This window comes from Rhodococcus sp. MPR-R1B, assembly GCF_058793255.1.
Genome location: NZ_JBXAFO010000022.1, coordinates 75875 through 92490, shown reverse-complemented (window position 1 = coordinate 92490; position 16616 = coordinate 75875). Strand labels below are relative to the sequence as shown.

The window sequence follows — 16616 nt, the reverse complement described above, 5'->3', positions numbered from 1 at the left end:
CCCCACCACCAACACCAACCCCACACCAAACAACACCCACCGACACCACCGCGCCCATCCCCCGAATGCCATCACCCGCGCACCATAAGCCGAGCAGCCACGCGATACGGCTCTGGACTCGCCGGCGAAATTCAGGTGTCGCTATTCAGCACGATTTGTGTGCGCCCACCGTCTCTGTTTGGGCGACGAATACCGATTCGAGTATGTTGCACCCGAGCCGACCCACACACGGTCTACCGATGAATTTTGTCGAGTTGACACTATCGAAGGATGACCCTTGGTTTTCGAATCCGGCCACCCGATGATGATTGCCCTCGACATTGACGGCACCCTGCACGTCGCCGAGGACACGAATCCACTCGCGCACGAAACGATCAGCATCGCAGTGAGATCGGCTGTGCGGGCCGCTGTTCGATCCGGAGCCCACGTCGTGCTGTGCACCGGCAGACTCGCCCCCGCGACGCGACCGTTCCTACTCGAGCTCGACATCATGACGGGGTTCGCGATCTGTTCCAACGGGGCCGTGCTGATCGATGCCGCAACCGGGAAAATCGCGGAGCAAGTGGTCTTCGATTTACGCACTCCCATCGCGGCACTACGCGAACAACTACCCGGCGCGATCTTCGTAGCCGAGAACCCGGGCATCGGGGTCAGAGCAACCGGCCCTGTCGACGACGCGGATATGCACCACGGCGAGGTCGAGCTGGTCGATATCGACGATCTTGCGACCACGCCGACCACCCGACTAGCGATCCACTGGCCTGGACGCAGTGGGCAGGAGCTGACCGAAATCTTGTCTACTCTCGACCTCCCCGGCATTCGAAGCCTGTGCTACGAAGACGAACCACTGGCCGACTTGACCGCAGCCGGCGTAAGCAAGGCTGCGATGCTGGAAAGGCTGCGCATCGAGCTGGGCGTCGCGGCAACACGGACCCTAGCCGTCGGTGACGGCATCAACGATCTGGAAATGCTGGACTGGGCAGCTCACGGCGTGGCCATGGGTCACGCACCCGCTTCCGTGCTTGCCGCAGCCGACCAGATCTGCCCACCAGGCACCGAGGACGGTCTTGCCACCGCATTGTCGACATGGTTCCGATAGAACATCTGGGCTGTGCGCGGCGCGTCGTGGACGCCTAGGATCTCGGTCATCAGATCGTCGAAACGGAACATCGGCGCTGGGCGGTCGTCCCAGACCCGCTTGAGTGCGCCGGGTTTCATCTGCTCGAAGCCGACAGCCAATGCGCATTCGACGGTGCCGCTGGCGACGGCTTGGCGTGCGAGGAAAAGGGCCGAAGATCCTGTGGCGCCCTAACATCCAGCGGTGGAACATTCCTTGGACGTAATGGGTGAAGCACTCATTCTCGTACCCGTCGCGTTCTTCAGTGCGGGGAATCACGAAAATGTATGTGGGAGATCCTGTTTCGATCATGGTGATGCCTTCCCTCGAATCGGTAGAGTCGCTCCCCTGTCACCATGTCGAGTACTTCTGTCAACTTCGCAATGCCAAACAACCGTCCCGGGCTCAGCACCATATCGGGCGTGCTCGACTACAGTCCCCTTCATGGGACGGACCTGCGGAGTCGGACATGTGGCGGCATCGTGAGTAGAAGCGATGAGTGAGGTTTCTCCGGCCGTCAATCGTTCACCGTTTCGCCGCTTCCTCACGGCCGCGGTAATCAGTTCGGCCGGCTCGTCGGTGACAGTTGTGGCGATGCCCATTTTGGTAGTACAGCTTCTAGACGCGACGCCCTTCGAAGTCGGTGTGGTGAACGCGGCTCAGTTCATCCCTTATGCGGTGCTCGGGTTGTTCGCGGGGGTCTACGTCGATCGGTGGCGGCGCAAGCCGATACTCGTGTGGGCCAGCGTCGGTCGAGCGGTAGCACTCGGTACTGTTCCGCTTCTGTGGCTCGCCGGACTTCTGCACATCTGGGTTCTGGTCATCGTGTTGCTGTTGTTCGGCTCCTTCTCGGTGTTCGGCTTCGCTGCGATGCAGTCCTTGTTGCCCCGCCTGGTTCCACGCAGCCAACTGGTGAAAGCAAACGCTCGACTCGACCAAGCCGACGCAGTAGCAACGACATTGGGGCCAACGGTCGGAGGCGGACTCATTGGCCTGCTCGGCGCTCCAGTGGTGATTGCCGTCGACGCAATCAGCTATCTCGCTGATGCCGCACTCAATTCCGGTCTCGACGTAGACGAGCCGCGACCCGCTTCTCGCTCCCGCAACCTGATGAACGAAATGCGTGAGGGTCTGAGATTCACCTACCGCCACCGCACTCTCAACCCGCTCGCAATATCGACACACGTGTGGTTCCTCGCCAACGGAGCCGCGTTGACTGTGCTGTCTCTCTTCGCCCTCCGCTCACTCGGGTTCAGCGCCTACACATACGGCCTGCTTCTGACGACGTTCGGTGTCGCAAGCCTCCTCGGAGCGTCCAGTGCACATGCGATCGGCACGCGAATCGGACCAGGACGAACGGTCATCCTCGCCCGCTCGCTGTATCCCCTCACCTGGCTTCTCGTTACCTTCGCGACCGACACACTTGTTGGCCATCTCCTTCTCTTCGCAGCTCTTGGCCTGCAGGGCTTGGCAGCAGGCGCGGAGAACGCGAACGAGATGGGCTATTGGCAAGCGCTCACTCCGGATGAGCTTCTCGGGCGCGTGAATGCCGCCCGGCGTTCCGTCAACCGCACCATGGCCGCCCTCGGTGCCGTGACAGCAGGCCTGTTGGTCGGCGCGATCGGCGAACGCCCCACCCTGATCGGCGTCACCATCGTGTTCGCAATCGCGGCAGGCACACTGGCGTTCTCGCCGCTGCGACACTCGGCGCGGGATCTCTAACCTCGGCGTTCAGCGCAGGTTTACCTCCGCGGCGGCCGAGTTCTCTGACAGCGTGTAATTCCTAGGAGCGTCCGTTCCAGGTGCAGGTCATGTTGACACTCGCAGATAGCCGACGGCGAACATGTTCGGGCGGCAACATAGAATGGATTCGATCTCGATCTTAGTCACGGACGTGGCAGATGATGCTACGCCCTTGACCGTGGTGCGTCCGTTGCTGGTCGAAGGATTCACGAACCTCGATGTGGCACTAACTGCACTCCTGGGGACAGCCACGAGCGCCGAACCTGAGGCAACTATCCGGTGGGATCTGCCGAAAGCGGTCATCACACTGAACCTGGGTGTCAGTGCGATCCACCTGCATCTGAAGAGTCCGGGATATCAGGCATGGGCGGATGAGCCCGAACCGGAGTACGAGGACGAGGACTAGCGATCGAGGTCATCTCCTGACCAGCTTCAGTCGAATTTTGTTGCCAGGAAGAATATTTCAGCAGAACGGCCAAAGTCGGTTCGCCTGGTCGCATCGCACTGTGGCCCCAAGCGATCCGAAACGTCGAAGTCGATCGCCTAGACGCTGTACGTGTCTAGATCCGCGGTCCACCCAGGACATGCGATGTTGACGTCTATGGTTATTGACGCGCCTCGCTCCCGATGTTCGGTGACGGTCCAACCTGCGGCGGGGGCAAGAGCCTCGACGCCATAGCTGCAACGCTCGGCTTCGGCAGATCCTCGGTCAACCGCGCACTCCTGACGGTGCTGAGAAGATCAAAAGTGGGTCGGACAAGCTCTCACGAAACGCATGATTCACCTACGGCTGGAAGAGATTCCGGACGAAGGAGAGGCTTTCGGGGAGCGCTGCCCGCATCGTCTCGATATGACCGGTCGGATATGTGCGGAATGTGACTGGCTGGCGGTTGGCGGCGAGTTCGGCCGCGAGTTTCAAAGCCAGCGGTGCCGGCACCATCTCGTCCGTCAGCCCCTGCCCGAGGAACACTGGCCGGTCGTACCCGGTCGTCGGGATCTCCAGCATGCCGCGAGCAGCAGCCAGCACCGCGGGATCGTCGAGGGGCCGGTTCACCAGATCGCCGATCGTGACGTCGCCGAGGCCCGATGCCATGTCCTGGTAGCAGTCGGTTTCGGCTCGGGCCAGGGCATCCGTGCCGCGCGGTGTCAGGTAGCGATCGATGTCGAGATCGGGTCGCGCCGCCCGGAGTCCGGCCAAGAGGTACGAGACGAACACGGTGCTGCCGGTCAGTGGCAAGCGGGGAAAGTCCGGCCCCACGAGTGGTGCAAGGTTCTCCAGATTGGACGGCGCCCCGGTCGCGACCGCGCCCCGATAGTCCAATTCGGGTGCGTACCGTGTGGCGATCGCTGCCGTGACCATAGCGGCCTGCCCGCCCTGAGACTGTCCGAGTGCCAACCACCGCGGTGAGAGCGACGGTTCGACCCCACGCGCGGCACGCACCATGTCGATCACGCTGTGCGCCGCCGACGGTCCGTCCAGGTACGCGTGGATTCCCGGCGTGCCGAGCCCCACGTAGTCGGTGGCGACGATCGCGTAGCCCTGCGAGAGCCAGTTCGTGAGGTATGGACTGCCGACGGTCCCGGTCACGGTGGGAGCGCACTGGTCGGAAATACCTACAGTGCCGTGAGCCCACGAGATGACCGGCCAACCGCCTTCGGGTGGATCGCCGGGGGGCAGGAAGAGCGCGCCCGTACTCAACGCGGGTTGGTTCAGCGGTCCCGTGGACCAGTACGTGAGCTTTGATGCGTTGGCGGCGCCGGGAATCCAGAAGGAGTGCGGCAGGGAAGTTGCCGCGGTCACTGTGCCCGGCGTCGTGATTGGCGCCGGTTCCTGCGCGTGGACGGGCGCGGTCGAGACGGCCGCGGAGGCGAGTGCGATCACCATCAATGCTTGGCCGAGCCGTCGTCGGATCATCGCATCGCTCCCGTGGTTCGTCAGTGTCTGCGCCGACTTCCATTCTGCGCGAACCGGCGGCGCCGGCGTACTGGTTCGACCATCTTCGGGTGCCGCTCCTGCAGTCGAGGGGCCAGCGGACCGTGCACGACGAAGAACTTACAGCCGAGGTCAGCCGTGCATACCGAGAACTATTCGGTCTACGGCGCGCACAAGGTGTGGCTGGAAATGCGTGGTGAGGGCAATGATGTGGCACGGTGCACGATTGATGGTTGTCTTCGGGCTCGAATGCGCACGAAGAGGCATGCCCAAGGGCTACCTCGAGCATGATCGGTCCGTCGACGTTGAGCCAGTGAGGTGGGACTTTGATGCGAGGGTGCTCGAGGCTGCGGTTGGCGAGCGCTTCGCGACGTTCGAGGCAGGGCAGGTGGTCGTCGACGTGCCGTCGATGTCGAACTACCTACCGATTCGTTCGACGCGCCACGGGGGGATATCCCGCCGCGGCCTGACCTTGATCGCACGAAATTTGTATCCGTCCTGGTCGATGACCGGCTCCCATTCGAAGTCGACCTGCTCTCCGACGACGAGAGCGCTGATCCCTCCGCCGATGCTGAAACTGTCGCCCGGCCGAGCGTTGATGACTTCGTCGGGGTGTAGGGCGCTGTAGAAGGTCCAACAACCGCCCGGAGTGTCCGCGGAGTCGATGACTCCCCAGCCTTCCTCACCATTCCACGTGGTGACGACACCGATCGCTGGGGTGCCGATCGGGGGCGCGATCGTATCGTCGAGGTCGGTGATGTCTAGATCGGTGACCTCGTGAACGGTGCCGTCGGGATCGATATCCCAAGCCCTGAAACCGGGCGGTCCCGGCGGCGTGTGGTCCTCGCCGACTGGCCACGCCTGCACGGTGTGAAAGTCGTAACCGACTGCCGGCTCGTCGAGTTGATTCCACTCGAACTCGACTTCCTGACCTTCGACCAAACCCGGGAACCCGTGGACCACTACAGATGTCCATGAGGTCCAGCTACCGCCCGGAGTGTCTGCGGAGTCGATCACGCCCTGCATACCCCCCACGTCCCAACTACGTACCACTCCTCGGCTCGTCATGACCTCAGTATGTCCAAGACCACGGTGGCTAATGAGCGGAACCCGAAAGCCTGTCCAGAACGGGCGGAACTGGGGTAACGAATCTGTGGGGCACTTGATCACCTATGCAACCCGGGACCAAAATTGTTTTCCTGCAACACTTCTGAATTTCTTAACGCGGTTCTTTTCGGGAAGTTCGAGAGGGTGATCACGTTGGGTATAAGCATTTTTTCGATGCACACGGTCATCGAAAAATCCGAACGCGTGAACGACCAGGAAGGCGAATAGACATTCACCAACATAGGCCCGAGGCAGTGGCGAGCATGTTGACCACGACCAGTGTCGACGATACGACCGACAGTGTCGCGAGCACGGCCGCAGTCACGGTGCGGAGACGAAGCGCGCAGACGACGAATGCCCCAGACCATACGGACAACGTCGCGATCACCAGCCATCCGCCACCGGCCATGTCGCGTTCCGCAGGTCCGTCACAGCTCGTGTCGATTGAATCCCACAGACCGAACAACACCAAGGCCGCCGCCACGAGCGTCCAGACCAATGCAAGGAACAACACGCCGATCCTCCGCCAGATGGTCACATCCTGAGCCTGCACGCGCAGCGACACCCGCGAATCCGTACAACTACTCAACGTCGACCGTGGAACTGGTCTCTGCGCACTTTTTCGCAGCGAGCGCCCTATTAACGACCTTGGTGTTCGTTGTGAGCTTGCTGGTGATGGCGATGGTTGCGCTGTCGACGTTCGCAGGGAAGATCCCGACGAGGTTTTCGATGATCCGTGCTTGCAGTGTGAGGTCTCGTTGCACGGCGAAAGAAGGTCCGAAGGCGCCGGTGGCGATCGCGAGCCCGAGCGAGCAAAGCGCCTAGCTGGATACGGGCGGGCCAGAGAAGAAAGTCAGTCATGATCGGGTTTTTCCTTCCAAGGGGTCCCGGTCTGGAGCCTCGCCGGTTGTCGCCGGTGGGGCTCCTGCGTTGTGTGGGTCAGCTCGTTACGCCGCGTTAAGAACCTGAAAACTCGGTGAGCAAACCTTCCTTTCCCAGGTGAAGCGGCGGATTATCGAAGTGGCCGCGCATCTGGTTACCGCGCGGCATGTCGAGCGCGCCTGAAGGCACAACGGGCCGGGAGGTCACATGCTGCTACATCAATCGATCGGGTTGGAGCGCTTCAACGAACTACCGCGGCAGAAGGCAGTTCACGCATTGTTCGAGTGCTGCTGCTCGCTGACGTGGGCCGGGTGGGTCAGCGACGGACGTCCGTTCGCCGACCACGCGGAGATCCTCTCGCGCGCCGAGGACGCGATTCTCAACCTCTCGGACGAGGACGTCGAACGCGCCCTGCAATGCCATCCACCCGTAGGCGTGCGCAAGAACAGCGTGCCGTCCCACCTCGAGCAATGCTCGATCTGGGTTCCGGACGACGCCGTCATGGCAACCATCTATCGCGCCGGCGAGGAGTACGAGCGGAACTTCGGCTTCCGGTATCTGTGGTGTTCGCACGGCCACGACGCCGACGACCTGCTCGAGAACATCGGCCAGCGCATGTCCAACGAACGGTCCGTCGAGCGCAAGGTCTGCGTCGACGAGCTCGCCAAGATCACGCGGACGAGGATCGAGCGCATGCTGGGACCCGAGGACGGCTATCCCGAGTACTGAAAAGAAAAGCGGGTGCAGCGCTTTCGCGCCGCACCCGCTTTCATGCTCTGAATCGATCAGAGATCGAACTCGGCCGGAGAAATTCCGACTGCAAAACACATGTCGCGTACGACGCCGCGCTCGTGCTCGTCGAAGTTGCCGTCCGCGCCGCCGATGATGATGCCGATCTGGATGACCGCGCGGGCCTGATCCTGCTTCGACTTGAGCTTGGCGATGGTCGCGGTTGCCTCCACCTTGCCGAACTCGTAGTCCGAGGACAGCTTGCTGCAGTACCAGTCGAACTGCTCACGAAGCTCGTCCGGCGGGAAGACCGCGAGCGACTCGTTGCTCATGATCAGCGCGGCGGTCTTCTGACGCTCCGACGGATCGATCGAACCGTCTGCGGCGGCGATCAACGCGCACATTGCCATGCTCGCGTTCTTGAATTCCTTGTTCTGGAACTGGCTGGTCTTTGTCTTGAGCTGGCCGTTCATCTCCTGAGCCTTAGCCTTCAACTGATCCCAGAATGCCATGAGTCTCCTCGAGTATTGCCGCCACACACCGCGCGTGGTCGTACCACCACTCTGCCTGTGCGCTCGGCAATCCGCCATCGGCCACTAGGTGCGGTCGAACACTGCCAGAATTCGCGACTCGGAGATCGGGTCGAGCACGTCCGGGGTGAAGTGCCATTGCGTGCGGGTCCACGGATCGTGAACCTCCGTCTGCCCTGCTGCCGAAAGATGTTGGCACCCCTCGGACAGCGCGGCGACGGATTCTTCCGCGAAGTTCGACTCGTCCTCTCCGACAATCAGTATCGACAAACCGATTGCCGGTCCGCGTTCGGCGAGGAACATGATGGTCTGTGCGTCTTCGGCGGAATATCCGTGCGGGAAATCGCTGAGGATCAACAGGCGCAGGGAACTCGGGCCATCTGCGACACCACTCATTCGCGCGAGTTCGCCCATGTCGACGGCCTCGGCCAGTGCCCGCAAGCGCGCCGAGATCTCGGTGTGAGCGGTGATGACCGGCCCCGCGAGCATCGGTGCCAGTCGGTCGGTCAGTGGCGTGAGCGAGCCGGTCAGGTCGACGACGTCGAGTAGCGGCATCGGGCCGGCGGCCATGACGCGCACGGTGACGGCACTGATCAGACCGAGCGCTGCTTTGCTCGACGTACTGTCCACCCAGATCGGCCGGCGCAGTGGCAACGGGACGCAGTAGGGAACGGTGAGTGTGCCGCGGTCCGGAGCCGACAGCTCGCCAAGACGCATTCCGTCGCTGACGGCCGTGATCTGGGCCGGATCGGTTGTACCCGCCCAGGATACCGACTTCCACGACGCCATCGACCGTGGGAGCACGCCGTCGATCACGCCGAGTTCGTGCGCAAGCTGAGCGCTGTCGCGGGCGTGATTGTCCCGCGCGAGTGAGACGAGGTCGTCGTGACGCTTCTGTGCGGCATCGCGCGCCGCCACTCCCGCTGCCGAGTTCCGCAACGACGGATCTGCGACGGCTGCGGTCAGATCCTCGTCCAAACGGGCAAGCGCGTACTCGCTGCTGGAGACGAAGGAAGCGGCAGAACGCGAGGCGTCCTCGAAGATCATCCACGCACGCTCGAGGCCGCGGCCCACCTCCAACGGCTCCACGGCGGAGTCCCACGCGGGCGCGGCCGTCGGGGCTGGTTGTGCCGGCTCGTCGTCGACCTCGACGCCGTGCACCGAGATCAGTTCCGCCAGACCACCCGCATAGCCCTGCCCTACGGCCCGAATCTTCCAGGCACCGGACTTTCGGTACAGCTCCCAGCAGATGACCGCTGTCTCGGTGCCTGCGGTGGGGATCGCGAATTCGGCCAGGACCGAACCGGATTGATCGCTCAGGGTGGCGGAGAGCCCGGCCGTGCGAAAGGCTCCCGCAGCCGTCGCTGCCGATTCCACGCTCACGATGCACAACACGGCCGCGGCATCGGGGTGAAGTCGATCGAGTTCCACCCGGATGCCGCTCTGGTCGAGTTGCACTCCAGCGGTGGATGGTTGGTTGTAGAACACGAAGTCCGCGGACGTCAATGCCCGCAGGTTCGCGTCCGCTACCAGCGCCGACACGTCGAACGGCGTCTGGCTCTCGGCTCGAAACGTCACCACGGGCGCCTGCAGCGGCGCGTTCTGTCCGGGAACAAAAGTCATACCCACAGCAGCGAACTATGCCATGACCGCGCGCTCTCGGTCAGCCTTGCAGGTCCGCCACCACTAGATCGGCCACTGCGGTCATCCCGGCGTCCGTGAAGTGCAAGCGCTGCGCTGTCGACTCCGAGAACAGGCCTTCGAACCAACGCTGATCTGCACTCGCGCACGCGTCGTGCCCGCCGGCGATGCTCGCCGCCGCAATGTCGACAGTGCGCACACCGTGGGCGTGGGCGACCTCGTCGAACTTCGTGTTGTAGCGAGCGAAGTAGTCCATGAACCAGGCTGCGTCGGCGTCTGAGAACGGGATGTTCGGCCAGCATCCGCGAGAGGAGATCATGCCGCCCTCTCCGATCAGGTAGATGCGAGCGTTAGGCGCGCGCTGCGTGACCGCGGTCAGGATGCGATCCAATTCTCCGGCAGCCCGGTCGATTCCGGACTGGGCGACGGAATTCGCGAGCGGGTCGTACCGGCATCCACGATCGGTTCCTGGTCCCGGAGCGACGCACAGGGGGCCGAGGAAGATGCTGTTGGAGTCGTTGCCGCCGATCGAGATGGTAATCAGGTCGGTGTCCGGGTGAACGGCATCGAGCTGGACGGGCCAGTAGTTCGGAATCAGCTGTGGGGTGTCGATGATGTTCTCGGCGCGTGCCGCGCTGCAAGAGACATCAGCGAACTCGGCCACGTCGAGCGCCCGCGAGATTTTGCCCGCGAAGTTCTCGTACGAACGCGAGCAGGCGTCGGGGTACATCGGTTCCAGCCTTGGACCGGAGGCGCGGGAGTCACCGAGGGCGACGTACTTGATCCCGGTCTCGGAAAAACCTGCCGGCGGTGCCGACTGGGGCACCGAAGCCTGCGCGATTCCGGTGCTCACGAGCGCCAGCACAACGCCTGCGACGGCCGCCGCCCGACCGAGAAGTTTCCCTCGAGTGATCATCTACTGTGCCAAGTCCTCTCGCGCACGGCCGCTCGACTGACGGCTCGACATGCCGCATGAGGTTAACGCACGGAGGGGACAACGATGTCCGGTTCGGCGGACGGCGATCGAAACCACCTACCGCCGAACCGGATTCATCTCGACTATGCAGTCTCGACTCAAGCAGTGAGGAAACGTCCCAGCTGCGGCGCAGCTTCTCCTGCGTGCTTGGCCTGGATACCTTCACCGATGGCCTGCAGCTTCCATTCGCCGTTCGCGCGGTACACCTTTGCCATCACCATTCCGGTGAAAGCCATGCCGCCCTGGAGCGTGTATCGAGCGAGCTCAGAGTTGGTGGTGCTGTCCACGAGACGGCAGAAAGCGTTGGAGACCTGCTCGAACGTGTGTCCGCGGTACGAGGTCACGGTGAAGATCACGGTGGTCACGTGAGCCGGGACCCGCTGCAGATCGACGAGCATGACCTCGTCGTCGCCGTCTCCGTCGCCGGTGAGGTTGTCACCCATGTGACGGACCGAGCCGTCCTTGGACGTCAGCTGACCGTAGTAGCAGACGTCGACGAGGTTGCCGTCGGCGTACAGGAGCGCCGAAGCGTCGAGGTCGACGTCGGCGGTACGGCTTCCGAACAGGCCGCTCTTCTTGATCGGATCCCAACCCAGACCCATCTGGATCATGGTGAGCGCGACGCCGCCCTCCTTGCGGAGCGTGACCTTCTGGCCCTTGGTCAGGCTGACGGGGCGTCCCTTGACCAGGCTCACCTCGGGCTGCTGCGCCGGCGGCTGGTTCTGCACGGGAGGCGCCGGGGGTGCCTGGTTGTACGTCGGCTGCTGGTTGTACGCAGGCTGCTGCGCCGGCGGGTAGGCCGGCGGCGTCGGTCCCTGGTTGTAGGCGGGCGGCTGGTTGTATGCGGGCGGGGCCGGCGGAACCGGCGGCGCGTTGTACGAAGGCTGCTGCTGCGGCGGCTGGTTGTACGCCGGCGGAGTAGGAGCGACGGACGAGGGCGGGGTGATCGGAGCCGGAGCCGCGACCGGAGTGGGCGGCGGCGGCGGCGCGGGTGCATCGTCGACGGACACACCGTGATCGGTGACCAGCGCGGCAAATCCACCCGCGTACCCCTGGCCGACGGCGCGCACCTTCCACGCACCCTGGCGTCGGTACACCTCGAGCGCGATGACGATGGACTCGGTGGTGAGACCGTCGATCACGTACTCGTACAACACGTTCCCGGCCGCGTCGGAGACCCGAGCGGTGGGTGCAGCGCTGCGCCCGAAGTTCGACGAAGCGTCATCGAGCGTGATGACGGCGCGAACCTGCTCGATATCGGCAGGGACGCCGGCGAGCGAGACTCGGAGTGAGGCAATGCCACCCGGGTTGGGCACCAATTGCACGCCGGGTCCGGTCGGCTGGTTGAAGAAGACGAAGTCGGCGTCGGAACGAACTTTTCCGTTGCTCGTCACGAGGAGCGCAGACAGGTCAGCGGCTGCAGCCAGCTGAACCGACACAACTACATCCGAGACGTCCAGCGGGCCGTTCTGCCCTTTGGCAAGCGATACAGACAACTAAATCCCCTTCATAGAGAGCGTGTATTACCCGAGCGCGGAAGAGAACCACCGCAATATCTCCGCGCTCGCTGCGATACCGGACCTTTCTGTCACAGTAACGGTCGGCCGTTGCCAATTCAGTTCTTCCAGCTCACCGTGCCTCGGCCGGATCGCGAAATCGGAGTATTCGAGCATGTCCGCATCCAATGCGCCGTCACCTGCCGAGATCACGACTGCGGATTGATCCAGATCACCCGACTCGACCAGTCTGCGGCGCACCTCTGCCAGTGCGCGTGACTTCGACACGGCGTCGGGCATCGTGTAGATCTTCCGGCCTTGACGCGAAACGTTCCAGCCCCGCGTCACGCACCAGTGATTCCATTCGGTTTCGAATTCACTCGGCATCACGGCCAGATCGACGACCAGGTACGGAAACAGGTCGTCGGCAACACGAATGGAGCTGACCCAGCTCGAGTCGATCCGCGATTCCAGTTCCGCCTGAACCTGCGGCAACTCGGCGCCGGACTTGCTGGTCGAACGGTCGATCTCGTTTCGCCACTCGCGATCGGCTTCGCCGTCCACCAGGATGTTTCCGCCGTTGCTCGTAATGGCGTACTTCCACGGTCCGCCGGGAAGATCGATCCGCTGGAACTGCGCAATGGTCCTGGTCGTCGTCGGAATCACCGGAACCCGCGAGCTGAGCGCGGTCAGCAGTTCGATCGATTCGACGCTCATGTGCGAGAGCGGACCGCCGTTGTAGTACTCGACGCACAGCGGGCTCGGCGCCGAATCCAGGTCGGAGCCACTGGGATCGCCGCCGATCGCGGCCTGCGAATAGATCATCGTGCGGTCCAGATCCGTGGCGATCAGGACCTGGGACGCAGCGGTGTCCGCACGGCTCACGTGATGTCCTTGATCAGCCCGACACACGAGTAGGCGAGGTCGGGTACCACCTCGACCGGAACCCCGCGGGCCTGCGCCAACAACCGAATGTGTGCATGCTCCGGGGCGTCGAGTTCACGCACCAGAACCTTCCAGGGGAGCCGGCGCAGCAACACCCTGGTTGTTTCTCCGACACCTGGTTTGACGAAGTTGACCGTCGAGATCCCGTACTCGGCTTGCACCTTCTCCACCGACTCCCAGCCGGCCCAGGTCGGCGTCCGATCGGAATCGAGCACTGCAGCAAGAGAATCCGCTGCGTCGCCGCGAACTGAATCGAACTCGGCCGAGACCACGTCGAGCAACCGATTGGAGACGTCGACGTCGGCGAGGTCGGCGTAGAACTTGGCGCCGTGGAAATCGCCGGGCCCGATGAGGGTGTCATTGAGGACTGTTCGTGAGACCAAGCCGGACACCGTCGAATTGAGGCACGCCGACGCGATCAGGAAGTCGTCGCGGGTTCCGTAGGTTCGCACGCAGTGGCCGGGGTCGGCGAGAACAGCCAGATCGGAGTCGAACTTCGCTCCGCCTGCCTCGTGGTACTCCGTCAACGCTGCGTCGAGTTCGCGGGCGATGGCGCCCTTACCTGTCCAGCCGTCGACGAAGACGACGTTCTCCGAGTCGTGATGGTGCGCAAGATAATCGAGTGCGACGGAATCGATGCCCTTGCCGCGGACGATGGACACCGCGTAGTGCGGCAACGTCAGCCCGCGGGTCTGCTGGGCCCAGCGCCGCATCAGAATCCCGATCGGTGTTCCGGCCCGGGCGAGTGAGACCAGCGTGATGTCACTCCCCCGCTCGGCCAGCACCAGGTCCATCACGGTTCCGACAGCGCGCGCCAACCGTGGAGCGCTCTCGGCGAGCACCGTCTCGAACAGATCCCGGTATGCCTGATCGGGTTGGTACTCGATGGGAAGAGACTCGGCATAGTGCGCCTCACCCGATTGAATACGCTTCTCGCGCACGGATACATCCGCTTCGAGATCCACGTGCGAAAGATCCTTGAGCAGCCACTTCACTTCGCCCGGCGCGTACGAACCGAATTCGGGCCCGACCAATGGTTCGTTCATGACGAGCCTCCTGCTCTGGATTCTCGCAGCGCCGACGGATCGGCCCCGCGAACGGTGGCGACCAGGACGTCGGTGCCGGAGTTCCGTAACACCTCGATCACCCCGTCCATCGCCGTCAACCGATCGGTATCGGCGGGCTCGTCCACGACGAGCAAGGCAAGGGCGTCGACCGCCGCGTCAGGCCACTGCGCGTTGTAGACGTATCGGGGTTCGTTCTCGCCCAGTTCCGGTGCCGGAAAGGTGAACCCGCGACGCAGCGGGTATCCCGGCACGTCGACGACGTAGGCGGGTGAACGCGTCGTGGTCTGGTACCGAACCGCTCGCCCAGAGCTTTCCAAGCCCGCGGCGATGCGCAGTGGCAGGTACATCAACTCCTCGTGACCGATCACGATCACAGCACGCGACGCGTCGATCGACGATCCGAGAATGGACACCGCTGCCTCGACGGCTGACTCGAATGCCGCGGTGTCGCCATCGAGAAAACCGTGCCGGCCTCCGTCGGGGACTTGCGCGGGCCACGGCAGATCCATCCGAGACAGCGTGCCGCGGCGATCACCGATCGGGTTGAGATCCGGAGCATCCAGCGCCGTGACGCGCTCGGTCAGGCCGTCGGGCAGGACCGTCGAACCCGAAGCGAGAGAGACGTAGTCGATTCGTACACCCAGTTCCGTGGCCGCGGCTTCGCCGGCGACTCGGTGTTCCTCGGTTCTCATGTCCACCAGCGAGGCCACGACGTAGCGGCTTCGCGGGCATTGCCCGTGCAGCGCCCGGATGGCATCGATCGCGGTGGCGCCGGTGGAGATCTCGTCGTCGACGAGGACCAGAGGCAGGTCGTTCTCGAACAGTTCGGCGGACGTCGGCTGCATCAGATGGCTCGTGGCGTGCGAGTGCCCCTCCTCGAATCCGGCGAGCGTCGTAGCCCCTGGTACGTCTCGGCGCGTGGAGTGCAGGTAGCAGTGAGCGTGCAGGCGAGCTGCGACGCAGTGGCCCAAACCTGTTGCGGTTTCGGCAAACCCGAGAACGACGACGTCGACACCCTCACCGAGGGTTGTCCGCACCAGATCGCCGAGGTCGTCGGCAGCGCCGATGACCACGGACGGCTCGGTGGGCACGTGCTTTCCCAGCACGGTGGACACCAGCAGATGAGCGCGACGCGGATTCCGCCGAAGTCCCGGGATCACCAGATCGGGCACCGAATGCCCGAGTGACGAATCACCGTGAACGAGGTCCAAGCCGAATTCTGCTGTAGCCCAGGGAACGTCCTTGGACTGGACAAGCTCTGTCATCGATCGACCAACGCCGTCAGCAACTCGACGAACGTGATTCCCTTGTTGGTCACACCGAACACGTGAGCTCGGAGCGCAGTCTGATGGGCCCAATTGCGGTGCGGCTTCATCTCGTTCATCTTGTTCCGGTAGCCGGACGCCTGAACTCCCCCGGCGTCGGCACCGAGAATGTCGAGGGCATCGTGATATTCCTCGTGCGTGACAGCGGACAGTGCATTGACCGCTGCGACGTGCGACGGGTGGATGACCGTCTTGCCCTGGATTCCGTTGGCTCGGTCCAGCGCGATCTCACGGAGCAGACCGTCGAGGTCGCGGCTGACGAGATGCTGACGGAACCGGACGGCGTCGTGTTCCTCGAACGGGGTGGCGCGCAGCATCGGCCGGAACATGCGTTCGTGATCGGCGAAGTACTCCCACACGGGCCCGGTGATGACAAAACCCGAACCGTCCGCGCGCCCGAGATAGTTGACGATGTCGGCGATGACGTCGACCACCACGCGCACGTCGTAGATGGTCAGATCGCGGTCACGACGGATGCCGAAGGTGCTGCACATGTCGGTGGCGCCGATGCGGACGGCAAGGATGCGATCGCGGTGCTGCCCGAGAATCCCACTGATGGTGCGCAATTCGAGATCACGCGTATCGCGGTGCACCAGCGCGGGTGATTCGAGTACCGGCATCGCGTAGAGATGCTTACCCAGCAGTTCGGATGCGTCCGCGACGGCGTCGAGAAACACGGGGCCGGACTCGCTGCCGAACTTGGGGATTACGAACCCGGTGAGCGCGGCGCGCCCCTCGGTCAACGACGCGGCGACCTTGTGGATGTCCGCGACTTCACGGACCCGTACGAACAGCAGCATGCCGACGGCGTCGGTGGACGCGATCTTGTCGAGAGCTTCGACCGCGTTCGCTCGCGCCGATTCGACCTCGTGATCGGCGACGGCATCCTCGAGATCGAGCACCATCGAGCTGACGCCCTCGGACGCACGCTTGCACACGATGTCGGCCAACCCGGCCCGGGTGGCAGGAACGTAGAGAGTTGCACCCAGAGCAATCGCGAGCAGATCCCTCTCGTCGGAATCCGCGAACGATCGAGGCGCATGCAGGAACAGTTGCTCCCGCACGTCATCCTCGAGATGTTGAAAGTGCTGCATTTCTCTTCTCTCTGTAACCGCAATCAAGTCC

At 63.4% G+C, this 16616-nt stretch carries 15 protein-coding genes and 1 pseudogene; 4 read left to right on the top strand and 12 right to left on the bottom strand.

Annotated elements, in window-relative coordinates; genetic code table 11:
- Nucleotides 1–277: 277 nt before the first annotated feature.
- Nucleotides 278–1099 carry an HAD-IIB family hydrolase gene (locus AC1Q61_RS25105; protein ID WP_051649622.1) on the top strand — a complete coding sequence of 274 codons (822 nt, stop codon included), beginning with the start codon at nt 278–280 and terminating at the stop codon, nt 1097–1099.
- On the opposite strand, the pseudogene AC1Q61_RS25100 reads toward AC1Q61_RS25105, so the two are convergent.
- A pseudogene (locus AC1Q61_RS25100) lies at nt 1099–1305 on the bottom strand (lipid-transfer protein); the annotation flags it as partial. The gene AC1Q61_RS25105 and the pseudogene AC1Q61_RS25100 sit on opposite strands and share 1 nt — an antisense overlap.
- A 307-nt stretch (nt 1306–1612) precedes the next feature.
- Here AC1Q61_RS25100 and AC1Q61_RS25095 point away from each other — a divergent pair.
- Together AC1Q61_RS25095 and AC1Q61_RS25090 are read left to right on the top strand one after the other, a co-directional pair.
- Nucleotides 1613–2839 (top strand): MFS transporter, encoded by a 1227-nt coding sequence (locus AC1Q61_RS25095; RefSeq protein WP_042922700.1) that lies wholly within the window; start codon nt 1613–1615, stop codon nt 2837–2839.
- A gap of 121 nt (nt 2840–2960) precedes the next feature.
- Nucleotides 2961–3266, top strand: a complete 306-nt coding sequence (locus AC1Q61_RS25090; protein WP_492651210.1) for a DUF6301 family protein — start codon at nt 2961–2963, stop codon at nt 3264–3266.
- Nucleotides 3267–3644: 378 nt separating this feature from the next.
- Here the strand turns inward: AC1Q61_RS25090 and AC1Q61_RS25085 are convergent, their stop codons facing one another.
- From AC1Q61_RS25085 to AC1Q61_RS25075, 3 genes are all read right to left on the bottom strand, one after another.
- Nucleotides 3645–4775, bottom strand: coding sequence for a lipase family protein (locus AC1Q61_RS25085; protein WP_128637969.1), 1131 nt, complete (start codon nt 4773–4775; stop codon nt 3645–3647).
- 435 nt (nt 4776–5210) lie between these two features.
- Complete coding sequence (locus AC1Q61_RS25080) at nt 5211–5861, bottom strand: hypothetical protein (RefSeq protein WP_230793171.1); 651 nt, start codon at nt 5859–5861, stop codon at nt 5211–5213.
- A gap of 271 nt (nt 5862–6132) precedes the next feature.
- Nucleotides 6133–6465: a hypothetical protein gene (locus AC1Q61_RS25075; RefSeq protein ID WP_042922706.1), complete on the bottom strand. Its 333-nt coding sequence runs from the start codon at nt 6463–6465 to the stop codon at nt 6133–6135.
- 524 nt (nt 6466–6989) lie between these two features.
- Between AC1Q61_RS25075 and AC1Q61_RS25070 the strand changes: the two genes are divergently transcribed.
- On the top strand, nt 6990–7511 hold the full coding sequence (locus tag AC1Q61_RS25070) for a 2-oxo-4-hydroxy-4-carboxy-5-ureidoimidazoline decarboxylase (RefSeq protein WP_007727034.1): 522 nt from the start codon (nt 6990–6992) through the stop codon (nt 7509–7511).
- A gap of 56 nt (nt 7512–7567) precedes the next feature.
- Here AC1Q61_RS25070 and AC1Q61_RS25065 read toward each other — a convergent pair whose 3' ends face one another.
- The 8 genes from AC1Q61_RS25065 to AC1Q61_RS25030 form a co-directional block, all read right to left on the bottom strand.
- The gene (locus tag AC1Q61_RS25065; RefSeq protein WP_003941110.1) at nt 7568–8023 is read right to left on the bottom strand and encodes a tellurite resistance TerB family protein; all 456 of its coding nucleotides are present in this window, start codon (nt 8021–8023) and stop codon (nt 7568–7570) included.
- 84 nt (nt 8024–8107) lie between these two features.
- Nucleotides 8108–9664, bottom strand: a complete 1557-nt coding sequence (locus AC1Q61_RS25060) for a TerD family protein (RefSeq protein WP_492651211.1) — start codon at nt 9662–9664, stop codon at nt 8108–8110.
- A 40-nt stretch (nt 9665–9704) separates the two neighbouring features.
- Nucleotides 9705–10598 carry an SGNH/GDSL hydrolase family protein gene (locus tag AC1Q61_RS25055; RefSeq protein ID WP_020906054.1) on the bottom strand — a complete coding sequence of 298 codons (894 nt, stop codon included), beginning with the start codon at nt 10596–10598 and terminating at the stop codon, nt 9705–9707.
- A gap of 158 nt (nt 10599–10756) precedes the next feature.
- Entirely contained in the window at nt 10757–12154 is a 1398-nt protein-coding gene (locus AC1Q61_RS25050) for a TerD family protein (protein WP_492651212.1), read from the bottom strand.
- Between the two features lie 27 nt (nt 12155–12181).
- On the bottom strand, nt 12182–13039 hold the full coding sequence (locus tag AC1Q61_RS25045; protein WP_019746738.1) for a hypothetical protein: 858 nt from the start codon (nt 13037–13039) through the stop codon (nt 12182–12184).
- Complete coding sequence (locus AC1Q61_RS25040) at nt 13036–14145, bottom strand: cysteine protease StiP family protein (RefSeq protein WP_021342748.1); 1110 nt, start codon at nt 14143–14145, stop codon at nt 13036–13038. Before AC1Q61_RS25040 ends, AC1Q61_RS25045 begins: the two co-directional genes overlap by 4 nt.
- Entirely contained in the window at nt 14142–15431 is a 1290-nt protein-coding gene (locus tag AC1Q61_RS25035) for a phosphoribosyltransferase family protein (protein ID WP_492651213.1), read from the bottom strand. The genes AC1Q61_RS25040 and AC1Q61_RS25035 overlap by 4 nt, the downstream gene beginning before the upstream one ends.
- Complete coding sequence (locus AC1Q61_RS25030; RefSeq protein ID WP_070161536.1) at nt 15428–16585, bottom strand: HpcH/HpaI aldolase/citrate lyase family protein; 1158 nt, start codon at nt 16583–16585, stop codon at nt 15428–15430. The genes AC1Q61_RS25035 and AC1Q61_RS25030 overlap by 4 nt, the downstream gene beginning before the upstream one ends.
- Nucleotides 16586–16616 lie beyond the last annotated feature (31 nt).